This is a genomic window from Streptomyces sp. NPDC093149 (genome assembly GCF_044754145.1).
Classification (GTDB): domain Bacteria; phylum Actinomycetota; class Actinomycetes; order Streptomycetales; family Streptomycetaceae; genus Streptomyces.
Window position 1 is genome coordinate 30,438 of record NZ_JBIVON010000007.1, and the last position, 14,935, is coordinate 45,372.

Genomic DNA, 14,935 nt, shown 5'->3' on the forward strand with positions numbered 1-14,935 from the left:
CCCCCGTCCGGAAGTGTTCCGGACGGGGGCGCCGCTGGTGAGGCTGGTTACAGCCGTGGTGCTCAGAGGCCGAGCTCGACCTCGAACTCACCGGCCTCCAGGATCGCCTTGACCGCGGTCAGGTAGCGGGCGGCGTCGGCGCCGTCCACCAGACGGTGGTCGTAGGAGAGCGAGAGGTACGTCATGTCGCGGACACCGATGACGGTGCCCTCGGCGGTCTCGATGACGGCCGGACGCTTGACGGTGGCACCGATGCCCAGGATGGCTGCCTGGTTCGGCGGCACGATGACCGTGTCGAACAGGGCACCGCGCGAACCGGTGTTGCTGATGGTGAAGGTGGCACCGGACATGTCGTCCGGCGTCAGGCCGCCACCGCGGGCCTTGCCGGCCAGCTCGGCGGTCTTCTTCGAGATACCGGCGATGTTCAGGTCGCCCGCACCCTTGATGACCGGCGTCATCAGACCCTTCTCGGCGTCCACGGCGATGCCGATGTTCTCCGAGTCGAAGTACGTGATGGTGCCTTCGTCCTCGTTGATCCGGGCGTTGACGACCGGGTGGGCCTTCAGCGCCTGGGCGGCGGCCTTGACGTAGAACGGCATCGGCGAGAGCTTGACGCCCTCACGGGCCGCGAAGGCGTCCTTCGCCTGGTTGCGCAGCTTCATCAGCTTGGTGACGTCGACCTCGACGACCGAGGTCAGCTGGGCCTGCGAGTGCAGCGCCTTCATCATGTTGTCGCCGATGACCTTGCGCATGCGGGTCATCTTGACCGTCTGACCGCGCAGCGGGGACGCCTCCAGCTTCGGCGCCTTCGAGGCCGCGACGCCTCCGGCGGTCACCGCGGCGGCGGCCGGGGCCGGGGCAGCGGCGGCGGCCTTGGCGGCCTCCGCGGCGGCGACGACGTCCTGCTTGCGGATACGGCCACCGACGCCGGTGCCCTTGACCGCGCCCAGGTCGACGCCGCTCTCGGCGGCGAGCTTGCGGACCAGCGGCGTGACGTACGCGCCGTCGTCACCGGAGGTCGCGGCCGGGGCGACCGGAGCCGGAGCGGCGACGGGCGCCGGAGCGGCCGGGGCCACCGGAGCCGGGGCGGCGGCCGGGGCGGCGGGCGCCACCGGGGCCGGAGCCGGAGCGGGGGCGGCCGGTGCCGGTGCCGGGGCGGCCGGTGCCGGTGCCGGAGCGGCCGGAGCCGGGGCGGCGGCGGGTGCCGGCGCGGCCGGTGCCGGGGCAGCCGCCGGAGCGGCACCCGGGGCACCGATGACGGCGAGCTTGGCGCCGACCTCGGCGGTCTCGTCCTCGGCGACGACGATCTCCAGCAGCACACCGGAAACCGGGGCCGGGATCTCGGTGTCGACCTTGTCCGTGGAGACCTCCAGGAGGGGCTCGTCCTCCGTGACCTCCTCGCCGACCTCCTTCAGCCAGCGGGTGACGGTGCCCTCGGTGACGCTCTCGCCGAGCGCCGGCAGGGTGACGTCGGTCCCGGCGGCGCCACCGGCCGGTGCGGCGGCGGCCGGTGCCTCGGCCACGGGGGCCGGGGCCGGGGCGGCGGGAGCCTCGGCGGCGGGCGCCGGGGCCGGGACGGCGGCGGGCTCGGCGGCCGGAGCCGCGGCGGCAGCCGGCGCGCCCGTGCCGTCGTCGATGACGGCCAGCTCGGCGCCGACCTCGACGGTCTCGTCCTCGGCGACCTTGATGGCGGAGAGGATGCCGGCCGCCGGGGCCGGGATCTCGGTGTCGACCTTGTCGGTCGAAACCTCGAGCAGCGGCTCGTCGGCCTCGACGCGCTCGCCCTCGGCCTTCAGCCAGCGGGTGACAGTGCCCTCGGTGACGCTCTCGCCGAGCGCCGGAAGGGTTACGGAAACCGACATGGTTTCAGTTGCTCCTTACGAAAGTGCGGAAGTAGGTCGGTCGTCGCGCCCGGTCGACTGAATCAGTCGTGGGAGTGCAGGGGCTTGCCGGCGAGGGCCAGGTGGGCCTCGCCCATCGCCTCGTTCTGCGTCGGGTGGGCGTGGATGAGCTGCGCGACCTCGGCGGGCAGCGCCTCCCAGTTGTAGATCAGCTGGGCTTCGCCGACCTGCTCGCCCATACGGTCACCGACCATGTGGACGCCTACCACGGCACCGTCCTTGACCTGGACGAGCTTGATCTCGCCCGCGGTCTTGAGGATCTTGCTCTTGCCGTTGCCCGCGAGGTTGTACTTCAGAGCGACGACCTTGTCCGCGCCGTAGAGCTCCTTGGCCTTGGCCTCGGTGATGCCGACGGAGGCGACCTCGGGGTGGCAGTACGTCACCCGCGGGACACCGTCGTAGTCGATCGGAACGGTCTTCAGACCGGCCAGCCGCTCCGCCACCAGGATGCCCTCGGCGAAGCCGACGTGCGCGAGCTGGAGCGTCGGGGCCAGGTCACCCACGGCCGAGATGGTGGGCACGTTGGTCTGCATGTACTCGTCGACGAGGACGTAGCCGCGGTCCATCGCGACGCCGGCCTCCTCGTAGCCCAGACCCTGCGAGACCGGGCCGCGGCCGATGGCGACCAGCAGCACCTCGGCCTCGAAGGTCTTGCCGTCGGCGAGGGTCACGCGGACGCCGTCCTGCGTGTACTCGGCGCTCTGGAAGAACGTACCGAGGTTGAACTTGATGCCGCGCTTGCGGAAGGCGCGCTCAAGAAGCTTCGAGCTGTTCTCGTCCTCGACCGGGACGAGGTGCTTCAGACCCTCGATGATCGTGACATCGGTGCCGAAGGACGTCCACGCCGAGGCGAACTCGACGCCGATGACGCCGCCGCCCAGCACGATCGCGGACTTCGGGACGCGGTCCAGCTTGAGCGCGTGGTCCGAGGAGATGATGCGGTTGCCGTCGATCTCCAGGCCCGGCAGCGACTTCGGCACGGAGCCGGTCGCGAGAAGCACGTGGCGGCCCTCGACGCGCCGGCCGTTCACATCCACCGAGGTGGGGGAGGAGAGCCGTCCCTCACCCTCGATGTAGGTGACCTTGCGCGAGGCGATGAGACCCTGCAGACCCTTGTACAGGCCCGAGATCACGTCGTCCTTGTACTTGTGGACGGCCTCGATGTCGATGCCCTCGAAGGTGGCCTTGACACCGAACTGGTCGGCCTCGCGCGCCTGGTCGGCGATCTCGCCGGCGTGCAGCAGGGCCTTCGTGGGGATGCAGCCGTTGTGCAGGCAGGTGCCGCCGACCTTGCCCTTCTCGATCAGAGCGACGTCCAGGCCCAGCTGCGCTCCGCGCAGGGCCGCGGCGTAACCGCCGCTACCACCGCCGAGGATCACTAGGTCGAAAACGGTGCTGGCGTCGTTCGCCACGTCACGTCCTCCATGCATGTGCGCCGTACGCCGGGCCCCGCCGCTGGGGGATGACCGGCCGGTCGGCTGGTGTTCGGCCGCTTTTGTTATTCGGCCCTGTGGTGGGGGCCCTGTCCTGCCGAGAACCCATCTTCGCACTTGTTGACGGTGGGCGGGACGCGGGGCCCGGGTCTGGGACGGATGATCAACCGTCCCTGGTGGTTACCGCTGCGTAGAGCCCCACGGATTTCGTTGAGAGCGAAACCTGCCGGATCCCTGCCGCGATGCCACCCGGAGAACACGTACGGCCCCGGACGTATGCCCGGGGCCGTAGGTCGGCTGCTGCGTCAGCCGAGGTCTCCGGCAGCGGTGCGCTCGGCCAGCTTCACCAGCGTGCGGACGGCGGAACCGGTGCCGCCCTTCGGCGTGTAGCCGTACGGCGCGCCCTCGTGGAAGGCCGGGCCCGCGATGTCCAGGTGCGCCCAGGCGATGCCCTCGCCCACGAACTCCTTCAGGAACAGACCGGCGACCAGACCGCCGCCCATCCGCTCGCCCATGTTGGCGATGTCGGCGGTCGGGGAGTCCATGCCCTTGCGCAGGTCGGCGGGGAGCGGCATCGGCCAGGAGGCCTCGCCGACCTCCTCGGCGATCTCGTGGATGGAGGTACGGAAGGCGTCGTCGTTCGCCATGATGCCGAAGGTGCGGTTGCCCAGCGCCAGCACCATGGCGCCGGTCAGGGTCGCCACGTCGACGATCGCGTCCGGGTTCTCCTCCGAGGCGCGGGTCAGCGCGTCGGCGAGGACGAGCCGGCCCTCGGCGTCCGTGTTCAGGACCTCGACGGTCTTGCCGCTGTACATGCGCAGCACGTCACCGGGGCGGGTGGCGTTGCCCGACGGCATGTTCTCGGCCAGCGCCAGCCAGCCGGTGACATTGACCTGGAGGCCCAGACGGGCGGCCGCGACGACGCTCGCGAACACGGCGGCGGCGCCACTCATGTCGCACTTCATCGTCTCGTTGTGACCGGCCGGCTTCAGCGAGATGCCGCCCGAGTCGTAGGTGATGCCCTTGCCGACCAGGGCCAGGGTCTTCTCCGCCTTCGGGTGCGTGTAGGCGAGCTTCACCAGGCGCGGGCCGTGGGTCGAGCCCTGGCCGACGCCCAGCAGACCGCCGAAGCCGCCCTTGACGAGCGCCTTCTCGTCGAGGACCTGCACCTTGATGCCGTGCTCCTTGCCCGCGGCGGTGGCCACGGCGGCGAAGGACTCGGGGTACAGGTCGTTCGGCGGGGTGTTGATCAGGTCGCGGGCGCGGTTGATCTCCTCGACGACCGCGACGGCGCGCTCGGCGGCCGCCTTGAACGCCTTGTCGCGCGGCTTGGTGCCGAGCAGGGCGACTTCGCCGAGCGGCTGCTTCGCGCCGTTGCCGTTCTTCTTGCCCTTGGGCGCCAGCTTGTCCTCGCCGCCCTGGTACGCGGTGAAGGCGTACGCACCGAGGAGCGCGCCCTCGGCGATCGCTTCGGCGTCCTCGGCGGACGCGACGGGCAGCGCGAAGCCGGCCTTCTTCGAGCCGCTCAGGGCACGGGCGGCCGAGCCCGCGGCCCGGCGCAGTGCCTCGGCGTCGTACGCCGCGTCCTTCTCCGGGACGGAGCCGAGTCCGGCCGCGATGACGACCGGGACCTTGAGGCCGTCGGGCGCGGGGAGCTTGGTCACCTCGCCCTCGGCACCCGCGGCGCCCAGGGCCTCCAGGACGGCGGCGAGCTTTCCGCCGAACGCCTTGTCCACGGCCTCGGCGCCCGGCGCGAGGACCAGGCCCCCAGACTTGGATCCAGCGCCCTTGGCGACGCCGACGACGAGTGCGTCGGCGCGCAGCGTCGCCGCACCGGCAGTGCTGAGAGTGAGAGCAGTCACGGTGGTGAAATCTCGCTTCCGTTGAGTTCGTTTTCGGTCGAGGGGTGGGCCGACCGTGCCCGGCGCATCGTAGACGCCGCCGCAATGTGCCGGGAATGAGCCTACGCGCGCACTTGCTGCGGGATCACGGCGGCGGGCCGTCCGCGGCCCGTCGTGGCGCCGTGGCCGAGATCGAGCGTCGCAGGATCGGGGGCCGTGCGGCACGAACGCGCCGTGGAAACAGGGTCGTTGCCGGTGACAGACCCATCGGCGGAGAACCATGCGGGCCCACGGGGCCGCACACATGACGCGACCAGGACCGGCGTTGCCGGTCACCGTGCCGATGTGCCGGGGCGTGGCCGCCCGGTCGGAGGTCACCAGGCTCTGAGGGCTGTGCCGGAGCGGGGGCGGACAGGTCCCGGCCGGCCGTCCGGGCCGGCCCCGACCGACGTCGACGCGGCGGGGTGTGGCACCGGGGCGCGCCCGGCACGATCCGGACGAGAGGCCCTAACCGAGGGCCAGCATCACCAGGGACGCCGTCGCCGCCGTCTCCGCCAGGGCACCGAAGACATCGCCGGTCACCCCGCCGAAGCGCCGCACGCAGTGGCGCAGCAGCAGTTGGGCGACGCCGAGGGCGACCAGCGCGGCGAGGGCGTGGCGGGGTGCTCCGTACCCGCCGAGGAGCGCGCCGGCCCCGGCGCAGGCCACGACCACCACGGCCCCGACCACCACCGCGGCCCGGAGCGTGACCGTGCCCGCCACCGCCGCGCCCAGCCCCTCCGGACGGGCCGCCGGCACGCCCTGACGCGAAGCCAGCGTGAGCGCCAGCCGGGCGGTGACCGCGGAGACGACCGCCGCCACCGCTCCCCGCGCCCAGCCCTGCCCGTACAACTGGTCGAGGACCGCGACCTGGGCCGCCAGCACGAACAGCAGCGTGATCACACCGAACGGCCCGATGTCCGACCGCTTCATGATCCGCAGGGCGTCGTCGGCGGGTCTGCCGCTGCCCAGGCCGTCCGCGGTGTCCGCGAGGCCGTCCAGATGCAGCCCCCGGGTCAGCACGGCCGGTACGGCGACGGACGCGACCGCGGCGAGCAGCGGGCCGGAGCCGAGCAGCAGCAACAGGCCGCCGGGCACCGCCGCGAGCAGCCCCACGACGAGGCCGGCCAGTGGCGCGCACAGCATCCCGGCGCGGGCGGTACCGCGGTCCCAGCGGGTGACGCGGACGGGGAGCACGGTCAGGGTGCCGAAGGCGAAACGCAGGCCATGGCTGTTCAGGGAGGTCACGGCGCGCAGGCTAATCGCTGCGACAGGCCGATAGATTGGACAGAACGCGACAGATCGTGACGGAAGCGTCCTATCGGGGGTGGGTGGCATGGGTCACTGGTTCGATCGCAACATCGTCGAGCCGGGGAAGCTGCCGCTGCTCCTCGCCCTGGCCGCCTTTGTGCTCACCTTCGTCATCACCCGGTTCATCACCCGGATGATCAGGGCGGGAAAGGGGCCGTTCCGCAACATCACGCCCGGTGGGGTGCACATCCATCACGTGGTGCCCGGGGTGGTGCTCAGCGTCGTCGGCGGTTTCGGGGCGGTCGCCAGCGGACGCCACGGCGTCACCGCGGCCGTCTGTGCGGTGATCTTCGGCATGGGTGCGGGTCTGGTCCTGGACGAGTTCGCCCTGATCCTCCACCTCGACGACGTGTACTGGACCGAGGAGGGCCGCCAGAGCGTGGAGGTCGTGGTCCTCACGGCGGCGCTGGTGCTGCTGGTCCTGGCCGGTTTCTCACCGCTCGGCGTGAACGAGCTGAGCAGTGAGGAGCAGCAGAGCAGGCTCGGTGTCGTCCTGACCCTGGTCGTCAACTTCTGCTTCGTGCTGATCTCCCTGTTCAAGGGCAAGGCGCGGCTCGCGGTCCTCGGCACCCTCGTTCCGTTCGTCGCATTGATCGGGGCGATCCGGCTCGCCCGGCCGACCTCGATGTGGGCGAGGCGCTTCTACCGCAAGCGCCACCGCGCCCGTGCGCGAGCGGTGCTGCGCGCCTACCACCACGATGTGCGCTGGGCGGGCCCGCGCCGCCGGATTCAGGACCTGATCGGCGGCGCCCCGGACCGGTCCCCGGCCCCGGGCCCCGAGAGGCCGCGCACATAGGTGGGGCGGCGTCGCGTGCCGATGGGCGGCTCCCGGCGGCGTTGTCGTCGGTCGACGACGCTCCTTCCCCAAGCTCTCAGCTGCGTTCGAGCAGGGGAGACCCCATCCGCCTCCCTCCTCCGCCTTGCCGGGCTTGCCCCTCACCCCGCTCCTCTCCCCACCCCACCCACGTGCGCGGCCTCCGAGTCCTGAGCCCGGCGGCGCTGGAGCCGGCGCCGGTCCCGGCGGACCGTGGCGGCGCACAGCACGAGCACCGCGGCGATCGCGGCCAGGTGCTCCTTGCCCGCCAGATTGTTCTTGAAGATCATTTCGGCCACCATCGCCGCGATCACCAGCACCCCGGTGAACCAGGCCCGGTAGACGTAACACACATAGACGGCCAGCCCGACCACCGCCGCCGACGGGCCGGTGTCGACGACCGCGGCATCCGTCGCCGGCAGCCCGAACAGCCCTTCGGGATCGATCGAGACACCGATCCGCGCGTACATCGTCCCGGCCAGCGTCGCGACGTACGCGATCAGCAGGGTCCGCCGGCGGCCCAGACAGATCTCGGCGGTCCCGAACACCACCAGGATCTGCACCAGCGCCCCCCACACCGGCAGGTCCAGCGCCGGGACGAACAGCGACAACGGGGTGCGCAGCAGGGCCGCCCACAGCGGGTCCTCGGCCCGCACCGCCCCGAGGTCGTGCACCGGCCCGTACCCCCAGGACTGGTTCTGCACCACCTGGACCAGTCCCGTCAGACAGACGGCCGCGAGCGTCATCGGGATCGCCTGCAACCGGGAGGTGGCGAGTGCGTTGCGTACGGTCGAGAACAGCGGGCCCCACTCGTGAAGGGCCGCTCCGCGCAGGGCGCGCACCGGTCTCATCCACGGGTCCCGAGATGCGAGCGGTGCAGCCACTTGGGCAGTCCGGGCGCCTCCAGGAACCCTTCGGCCCGGCCCGCCGCGAGGCCGATGCGCAGCAGGTCCGAACTCTTCTCGAAGAGCATGAAGCGCGGCTCCCAGATCGGCCGGTACTTGGCGTTGGCACGGTAGAGCGACTCGATCTGCCACCAGCGCGAGAAGAAGCTGAGCATGGAGCGCCACAGCCTCAGCACCGGTCCGGCGCCGAGCCGTGAACCCCGCTCGAAGACGGACCGGAACATCGCGAAGTTCAGCGAGACCTGGGTGATCCCGATTTTCTCGGCGCGCTGCAGGAGTTCGATGACCATGAACTCCATCAGGCCGTTCTCGGCGTCCCGGTCACGGCGCATCAGGTCCAGCGAGAGGCCGTTCGGCCCCCACGGCACAAAGCTCAGCACCGCGCGCAACTCGCCCGGACCGCCCCCCTCCTCGGTGGGCGCGTCGCGGCATTCGAGCATGACGCACTGCCCGTCCGCCGGATCGCCCAGCCGGCCCAGCGCCATCGAGAAGCCGCGCTCGGTCGCCCCGTCGCGCCAGTCGTCGGCGCGCCGCACCAGTTCGTCCATCTCGTCGGCGGGGATGTCGGCGTGCCGGCGGACGGTCACGTCGTACCCGGCGCGCCTGACCCGGTTGTAGGCCTGGCGGACGGTCCTCATCGCGCGTCCTTCGAGGGTGAACTCGGCGGTCTCCACGATCGCCTCGTCGCCCAGTTCCAGGGCGTCCAGGCCGTGCCGCGCGTAGATGGTGCCGCCCTCCTCGCTCACCCCCATCGCAGCCGGGATCCAGCCGTGCTCGCGGGCCTCGGCCAGCCACGGCTCGATCGCGCCGGGCCACGCCTCCGGGTCTCCGATGGGATCGCCGGAGGCCAGCGAGACCCCGCCGACCACCCGGTAGACGACGGCGGCCTTCCCCGTGGGCGACCAGATGACGCTCTTCTCCCGGCGCAGCGCGAAGTACCCGAGCGAGTCCCGCTCGCCGTGCTTGTCGAGCAGCACGCGCAGCCGGGCCTCGTCCTCGGAGGTGATCGGGTCGACGGCCCGGCGGGCCCGGAACGCCGCGTACACGACGGCGATCAGCAGCAGGGTGGAGAGGATGTTGATGCTGACGTTGACCCAGCCGGGCGTGGTGATCCCGGGGTAGTTGGTGTCGTTGTCGGTGATCGAGACCAGTCGCAGGGTGCCGTAGCGCCAGCGGTCCAGGAAGGTCGAGCGGTATTCGTCGTGCGCGGTGTTGGTGAGGGTCACCAGGCCCGCGGCGATCAGCGACGTGACCAGGAGTCCGCCGGCCGCGACGATCGCGGCCAGCCGGGGGTTGGACCGGTCGCCCTTCGCGTAGAACTCACGCCGCCCGAGGACCAGGGCCAGCACGAAGAAGGCCGTCAGCACCAGCGAGACCCAGTTCTGCGGATACTGCCGCACTTCCGGGAACGGGATCACCAGGACGAAGAGCAGCAGCAGAAGACTGCTCACCACCATGTTCACGATCCAGGCGGCCCGCTTGCGGCGGCGCATGGTGATCGCGAGGAAGAGGGCGACCACCCCGGAGGAGAAACCCGCGGTGAGCAGGTACGGGGTGAAGTAGTTCGCGGTGTTGTGGCGGCGCAGGTCGTTTCCGAGCGTGACCCAGACGGCGCTCAGGAAATTGATGAACGACACGACGCGCAGGTACCAGATGGTGAACGCGGCACTGCGGCGTGACCGGGCGGTGCTCTGTGCCCGGGGGCTGCCCCGCCCGGAATCCTCGGTGGACAATCGGACCTCTCCCATGAAAAGCGAGCATATGTCGCATCGCGCAGCATGAGGGGACTGTGCTGCGGCCGTTTGTTTCGGCGACCGCAGCTCTGCCGGGTCCGTCAGCCGTCGGTCGCGTCGTGGTCGGCTCCGCTTCCGTCGGCCTCTTCGCCGGCACCGTCCTTCTCGTCGGCGACGGGTGCGCGCTCGGGCAGCTCCGCCGCCAGTGCGGCCGCGGCCCGAACAAGTGGAAGTGCGAGCAATGCCCCGCTTCCTTCCCCCACCATGACGCCGTGGTCCAGCAAGGGGTTGAGTGCCATCCGGTCCAGGGCCTTGGACTGCGCCGGCTCTCCGCTCGCCTGGCCCGCCAGCCACCAGTCCGGTGCCCGGAACGCCGCCCGCTGACCCACCAGCGCACAGGCCGAGGAGACCACCCCGTCCAGAATCACCGGCAGCCTGCGCACCGCGCACTGCAGCAGGAACCCGGTCGTGGCCGCCAGATCCGCACCGCCCACCGTGGCAAGCAGCTCCAGCTGATCACCGAGGACCGGCCGGGCCCGCCGCAGCGCGTCCCGGATCGCCGCACACTTGCGCATCCACGCCAGATCGTCGATGCCCGCACCGCCGCGCCCGGTGACCACCGAGGCGTCCGTGCCGCACAGCGCCGCGATCAACGTGGCCGCGGCCGTCGTACCACCGACGCTCAGATCGCCGAGCACCACCAGATCGGTGCCCGAGTCGGCCTCCTCGTCGGCGATCGTCATGCCCAGACGCACCGCCTGCTCGGCCTCCTCGGCCGTCAGCGCGTCCTCGATGTCGATCCGGCCGCTGCCGCGCCGCACCCGGTGCCGGACCGCGGACTCGGGCAACAGCTCGGGGTTGCAGTCCAGACCGGCGTCGATGATCCGCACGGGTACGGAGAACTGCCGGGCCAGCACGGCGAGCGGGGTGGAACCCTCCAGCGTGGCCCGCACCAGCTCGTACGCGGTCCCGGCGGCGCGCCCGGAGACACCCAGCTCGGCCACCCCGTGGTCGCCGGCGAAGAGCACCACGCGTGGCTGCTCGATCGCCCTGACCGGTACGGACTGCTGGGCGGCGGAGAGCCATTCGCCCAGCTCGTCCAGGCGGCCGAGGGCGCCCGGAGGAACGGCCAGGCGCTCCCGGCGTTCCTCGGCGTCGCGCCGTACGCCGCCGTCGGGGCGTTCGATCAGGTCGGAGAAGTCGTCCAGGTTCACGGGGGTCTGCCTCGCGGGTCGATGCGTCCAATGGGCCGGTGAGCCCGGCGGCGGGCTCACTGCGGAACAGTACCCGTCACATTTCTGACGCCCGGTCAGTGCGGAGTTCCGCCTCCGAACCGCAACTGCGTCATCGCGGGCGTCAGGGTCCGCAGCCCCGGCAACAGCGACTGGAGCCGGATCAGTTCGCCCATCGCGCCCCGCCCCCGCGGCAGTCGCAGCGCCCGCACCTCGGTGATCGCCGGATGCGCGCAGCGCAGCTTGTGCCGCTCGCCGGGGTTCATCGCCCAGCGCATCGGCGGAACGGTCGTCCGGCCGACCTTCGACGTACCGGCCACCGTGCCCCTGGCCAGCCAGCGCGCCATCGTGTCCAGGACCAGGATGCCGCCGGGCAGGCGTTCGGCGCAGCCCGCCAGGATCCTGCGTACCTCGGGGGGAGGCAGATACATCAGCAGCCCCTGCGTCGTCACGACGACCCCGCGGCCCACCGGGTCCTCGATCTCGTCCAGCCAGGACAGATCGGTCGCCGACCGGGCCAGGGTGCGCAGCCGGTCACAGGCGGGCAGCAGCGCCCGGCGCAGCTCGGCGACCTCGGGAAGCTCCACGCTCAGCCAGTTCAGCCGGTTGTTGTCGACCCGCCAGAAGCCGGTCTCCAGCCCGTCGCCGAGCGCGACCACCGTGGCCTGCGGCCGGTCGGCGAGATACTCCTGCACGGCCAGGTCGAAACAGCGGGAGCGCAGCCCCTGGGCCTGCGAGTGGAACGCGTTCGGCCGCCCGAACCGCTCCTCGAAGGGGTAGTCCAGATCCTTCAGCAGCCGCAGGGCCATCGGATCGTCCAGCACCGGGTAGCGCTGCCCCGCCTCGTACGCCCGGTTGTACAGCGTCCACAACAGGGTCTCGGGAACCCCGTTCAGCATCGGTCGTGCGCCTGCCATGTCCGCTCCTCCTGATTCTCTTCCGTCGGCGACCCCGCGTTCCGTGTCCGAGTCCGTTCCCCCGTCCCGTTCCCGTCGGCGTGTGCCGGTCAACCGCGCAGCGTCAGCACCTGTCCGGCCACCACCAGCAGCACCTGCTCGCACTCGTCGGCGAACGCGGCGTTCAACCGCCCCAGCTCGTCCCGGAACCGTCGCCCGGCAGCCGACGCGGGCACCACGCCCGAGCCGGTCTCGTTGGTCACGGCGACGACCGTGCGCCGTGTTCCGCGCACCGCGGCGACCAGCTCGGCGGTCCGCTTCCGCAGCGTGTCCTCGCCGCCGCCCGCCCACGCCGCGTCGTCCCAGGCGTTCACCCGGTCCATCGCGTCCGTCAGCCACAACGACAGACAGTCGATCAGCAGCGGCGGCCCGTCCGATGCCAGCAGCTCCACCAGCTCGCAGGTCTCCTCGGTACGCCAGGCGGCCGGCCTGCGCTCCCGGTGCAGTCCGACCCGGGCCGCCCACTCCGTGTCCCCCTCCCTGCCTCCGCCGGTCGCCACGTAGACCACCTCGGGGTACGTCTCCAGCCGCCGCTCGGCCTCCACCGACTTCCCCGACCTGGCGCCGCCGGTCACCAGCGTGCGCCGCGGCACCTCCGGCACCGCGTGGTACTCGCCCACCATCAGCGTCGTCCCGTCCGGCACGGCCCGCGCGCCGGCCGCGGCGAGCCGCCGGTCCAGTTCGGCGCCGGGAGGCGCGTCGTGGTCCAGGTGGACGGCGACGATCTCGGTGGCCGGCCCGATCGCCTCGACGGCCCGCAGCCGTGCCACCGCGTCCGGCCGTCCGACGACATCGCCCACCACCATGTCGTACGGCTGCGCCACCCGGTCCGCGAGACCGGAGGGGGCGCCGCCCGGCGGCAGGTAGAGCAGCCGGGCGCCCTCCGGCGCGGTCACGTCGTAGCCCGTGCCCGGCGCGTCCATCGGCACCGCCCGCACCCGATGCCCGCTGATCAGCGTCAGCTCCCGTCCGTCCGGTACCCGTCCCGCCGGAGGCAGCCCGGCGGGCAGCTCCACGGCCGGCCCGTCGTGCGGGTGGGTGAGCAGCACCTGCCGTACGCCGGTGAGCGAGTGCCCCGCACGGGCCGCGGCGAACACGGCCCCCGGCGTGAGATCGAGCAGCAGCGCGTCGTCGATCAGCAGGGCGGTCGCGGCCCGCGAGCGTGCCCCGCGGGCGGTGGCGCAGGCGGCGCATGGGCAATCGGGCCGCGGCAGCCCGTCGGGGGCTCCGGTGCCGAGCAGAGTCAGTTCCACGCCTCCGATCCTCCCGCGTCCGGGCTTCGGCTGCGCGGTCTGGGGGGTGTCCGGACCGGCGCACGACCCGTTCCGTCACTGGTTGGAGGCACTAGGCTGCGGGCAGCAAAGCGACCCAGGAGGCGGACATGGCGTGGACGTGGCGGTTCGAGAAGTCCGACGGTACGGAGACGGAGCCGGCCCTGCGGCCGGAGGAATTCACGACGCAGGGCGACGCGGAGTCCTGGATCGGTGAGTACTGGAAGGAACTCCTCGACGGTGGGGCGGACCAGGTGACGCTGTTCGAGGACACGACGAAGATCTACGGCCCCATGAGCCTCCAGGCCGACCAGGACTGACCTGCCCCGACGCGTGGCGGGTCGGTCCCGGTGCCGGGCGTACGGGCTCGGGCTTGCCGCCGAGCCCGTACGGCCGCGGACCGGGCGTGAGGTCAGATCTCGCCCAGGGTGACCTTCGCCGTCGACTCCGCCCCGTTGCGCAGATACGTCACGGTGACCTTCTGACCCGGCCTGTCCGAGGCCAGCGCCTCCGACAGGGACGTGATCGTCGTGACCGGCAGATCACCGATCTTGGTGATGATGTCGCCGACCTGCAGCCCCGCCTTGTCCGCGGCGCCGTTCTTCGTCACGCTGACCAGGGCCACTCCGGCCGGCTGGTAGTTGACGTCGACGACCGTGCGCCCGACGATGTTCAGCGCCGCCCGGCCCGAGTCGGTGACCCTGCCGCTCTTGATGATCTGGTCGGCGACCGTCTTCACCATCGACACGGGGATCGCGAATCCGATTCCCGGTGCCGCGGAATCACCCATCTGCGGGTCGATCGCCCCCAGGGTCGGGATGCCGATCACCTCGCTGTCGAGGTTGACCAGCGCGCCACCGCTGTTCCCCGGGTTGATCGCCGCCGAGGTCTGCACCATGTTCGCGATCGTCGCGCCCGTTCCCCCGCCCGCGCGGCTTTCGCTGACGGTCCGGCCGAGCGCCGAGACGATGCCCTGGGTGACGCTGGAGGACAGCCCGAGCGGCGATCCCATCGCCAGCACGATCTGCCCCACCTCGACCTTGTCCGAGTCACCGAACTTCGCGGGCTTCAGCCCCTTCGGCACGGTGTCCAGCTTGATGACGGCCAGATCCTGTTCCGGATAGGAGGCGACCAGCGTGGCGTTCTCCACCTTCTCGCCGGTGGCGACGGTGACCTTGAACGTCCTCTCGTTGCCGACCACATGGGCGTTGGTGACGATGTGGCCCTTGGAGTCGTAGACGACGCCGGAGCCCAGGCTGTTGCCGGCTTCGATCTGCACGACCGACGGCAGCACATTCTTGATCACGGTCTGGTAGTCGCTCTGCAGATCACTGGCGGCCCGGGTGGCGGAGGCCGACGAGGTGGGATCGGGGCTCGGCGAATCGGAGCTCGCGTCCGAGCAGCCGCTGACCAGGGCGAGCGCACAGAGACCTGCGGTCAGCGGCAGCAGCAGACGACGTACACGGCTGCGGGAGTGAAATGCATCCATGTCCGGATTG

12 protein-coding genes are annotated in these 14,935 nt (G+C 71.6%); 2 read left to right on the forward strand and 10 right to left on the reverse strand.

Annotated elements, in window-relative coordinates:
• Positions 1–62 precede the first annotated feature (62 nt).
• From sucB to ACIQCZ_RS21620, 4 genes are all read right to left on the reverse strand, one after another.
• Entirely contained in the window at positions 63–1,862 is a 1,800-nt protein-coding gene (gene sucB, locus ACIQCZ_RS21605) for a 2-oxoglutarate dehydrogenase, E2 component, dihydrolipoamide succinyltransferase (protein WP_402284251.1), read from the reverse strand.
• A gap of 62 nt (positions 1,863–1,924) precedes the next feature.
• Complete coding sequence (gene lpdA / locus ACIQCZ_RS21610) at positions 1,925–3,313, reverse strand: dihydrolipoyl dehydrogenase (RefSeq protein ID WP_402284254.1); 1,389 nt, start codon at positions 3,311–3,313, stop codon at positions 1,925–1,927.
• 326 nt (positions 3,314–3,639) lie between these two features.
• Complete coding sequence (locus ACIQCZ_RS21615; protein WP_402284255.1) at positions 3,640–5,196, reverse strand: leucyl aminopeptidase; 1,557 nt, start codon at positions 5,194–5,196, stop codon at positions 3,640–3,642.
• Positions 5,197–5,682: 486 nt separating this feature from the next.
• Entirely contained in the window at positions 5,683–6,462 is a 780-nt protein-coding gene (locus ACIQCZ_RS21620) for an adenosylcobinamide-GDP ribazoletransferase (RefSeq protein WP_402284258.1), read from the reverse strand.
• An 88-nt stretch (positions 6,463–6,550) separates the two neighbouring features.
• Between ACIQCZ_RS21620 and ACIQCZ_RS21625 the strand changes: the two genes are divergently transcribed.
• On the forward strand, positions 6,551–7,321 hold the full coding sequence (locus tag ACIQCZ_RS21625; RefSeq protein ID WP_402284260.1) for a hypothetical protein: 771 nt from the start codon (positions 6,551–6,553) through the stop codon (positions 7,319–7,321).
• Between the two features lie 140 nt (positions 7,322–7,461).
• On the opposite strand, the gene ACIQCZ_RS21630 is transcribed toward ACIQCZ_RS21625, so the two are convergent.
• The 5 genes from ACIQCZ_RS21630 to ACIQCZ_RS21650 form a co-directional block, all read right to left on the reverse strand.
• The gene (locus ACIQCZ_RS21630) at positions 7,462–8,190 is read right to left on the reverse strand and encodes a hypothetical protein (protein ID WP_402284262.1); all 729 of its coding nucleotides are present in this window, start codon (positions 8,188–8,190) and stop codon (positions 7,462–7,464) included.
• A complete protein-coding gene (locus ACIQCZ_RS21635; RefSeq protein ID WP_402284264.1) occupies positions 8,187–9,992 on the reverse strand; it encodes a phosphatidylglycerol lysyltransferase domain-containing protein in 1,806 nt (601 codons plus the stop codon). Before ACIQCZ_RS21635 ends, ACIQCZ_RS21630 begins: the two co-directional genes overlap by 4 nt.
• 86 nt (positions 9,993–10,078) lie before the next feature.
• Positions 10,079–11,191, reverse strand: coding sequence for a nicotinate-nucleotide--dimethylbenzimidazole phosphoribosyltransferase (gene cobT, locus ACIQCZ_RS21640; RefSeq protein ID WP_402284267.1), 1,113 nt, complete (start codon positions 11,189–11,191; stop codon positions 10,079–10,081).
• A gap of 95 nt (positions 11,192–11,286) precedes the next feature.
• Positions 11,287–12,126 (reverse strand): class I SAM-dependent methyltransferase, encoded by an 840-nt coding sequence (locus tag ACIQCZ_RS21645; protein WP_402284269.1) that lies wholly within the window; start codon positions 12,124–12,126, stop codon positions 11,287–11,289.
• An 89-nt stretch (positions 12,127–12,215) separates the two neighbouring features.
• The gene (locus ACIQCZ_RS21650) at positions 12,216–13,418 is read right to left on the reverse strand and encodes a bifunctional adenosylcobinamide kinase/adenosylcobinamide-phosphate guanylyltransferase (protein ID WP_402284272.1); all 1,203 of its coding nucleotides are present in this window, start codon (positions 13,416–13,418) and stop codon (positions 12,216–12,218) included.
• A 128-nt stretch (positions 13,419–13,546) separates the two neighbouring features.
• On the opposite strand from ACIQCZ_RS21650, the gene ACIQCZ_RS21655 reads away from it, so the two are divergent.
• Positions 13,547–13,756 (forward strand): hypothetical protein, encoded by a 210-nt coding sequence (locus tag ACIQCZ_RS21655; protein ID WP_376219958.1) that lies wholly within the window; start codon positions 13,547–13,549, stop codon positions 13,754–13,756.
• 92 nt (positions 13,757–13,848) lie between these two features.
• On the opposite strand, the gene ACIQCZ_RS21660 is transcribed toward ACIQCZ_RS21655, so the two are convergent.
• Positions 13,849–14,925 (reverse strand): S1C family serine protease, encoded by a 1,077-nt coding sequence (locus ACIQCZ_RS21660; protein ID WP_402284274.1) that lies wholly within the window; start codon positions 14,923–14,925, stop codon positions 13,849–13,851.
• Between the last annotated feature and the right edge of the window lie 10 nt (positions 14,926–14,935).

Bases quoted from the DNA above. Each gene is read 5' to 3' on its own strand.
- ACIQCZ_RS21635 (WP_402284264.1), bottom strand. From the start codon at position 9,992: ATGGGAGAGGTCCGATTGTCCACCGAGGATTCCGGGCGGGGCAGCCCC.
- ACIQCZ_RS21655 (WP_376219958.1), top strand. From the start codon at position 13,547: ATGGCGTGGACGTGGCGGTTCGAGAAGTCCGACGGTACGGAGACGGAG.
- sucB (WP_402284251.1), bottom strand. From the start codon at position 1,862: ATGTCGGTTTCCGTAACCCTTCCGGCGCTCGGCGAGAGCGTCACCGAG.
- ACIQCZ_RS21625 (WP_402284260.1), top strand. From the start codon at position 6,551: ATGGGTCACTGGTTCGATCGCAACATCGTCGAGCCGGGGAAGCTGCCG.
- ACIQCZ_RS21645 (WP_402284269.1), bottom strand. From the start codon at position 12,126: ATGGCAGGCGCACGACCGATGCTGAACGGGGTTCCCGAGACCCTGTTG.
- ACIQCZ_RS21660 (WP_402284274.1), bottom strand. From the start codon at position 14,925: ATGGATGCATTTCACTCCCGCAGCCGTGTACGTCGTCTGCTGCTGCCG.
- ACIQCZ_RS21630 (WP_402284262.1), bottom strand. From the start codon at position 8,190: ATGAGACCGGTGCGCGCCCTGCGCGGAGCGGCCCTTCACGAGTGGGGC.